The sequence below is a fragment of the Treponema sp. R6D11 genome, from assembly GCF_054786075.1.
Window position 1 is genome coordinate 1 of record NZ_BDHD01001482.1, and the last position, 242, is coordinate 242.

A 242-nucleotide genomic window follows, 5' to 3' on the forward strand; every position below is an offset into this window, starting at 1 on the left:
AGGCGCTCCAATTGCCGTCATAATTAAAAACAAAGACATAAAAAGCGAAGATTATTAAAATCTTAAACGCATCATCCGTCCGTCCCACGCCGATTAGCCTGCACATATAAAATTCAATGGCTGCAACGATAAAATAGCTGGCGGACAGTTGTCCGGCAGGCTCACAGAACCATTAGTAGTACTCGGAAGCATATGCAAACAATATTTAAAATCCAAAAAAATCGAAATAGAAAGCAGCATTT

At 39.3% G+C, this 242-nt stretch carries 1 protein-coding gene; it reads left to right on the forward strand.

Features of this window, described 5'->3' with window-relative positions; all coding sequences use genetic code 11:
* Window positions 1-106: 106 nt before the first annotated feature.
* Window positions 107-242: chorismate synthase (locus ACYVTD_RS19160; RefSeq protein ID WP_461249164.1), on the forward strand; the 136-nt coding region annotated here is incomplete at its 3' end.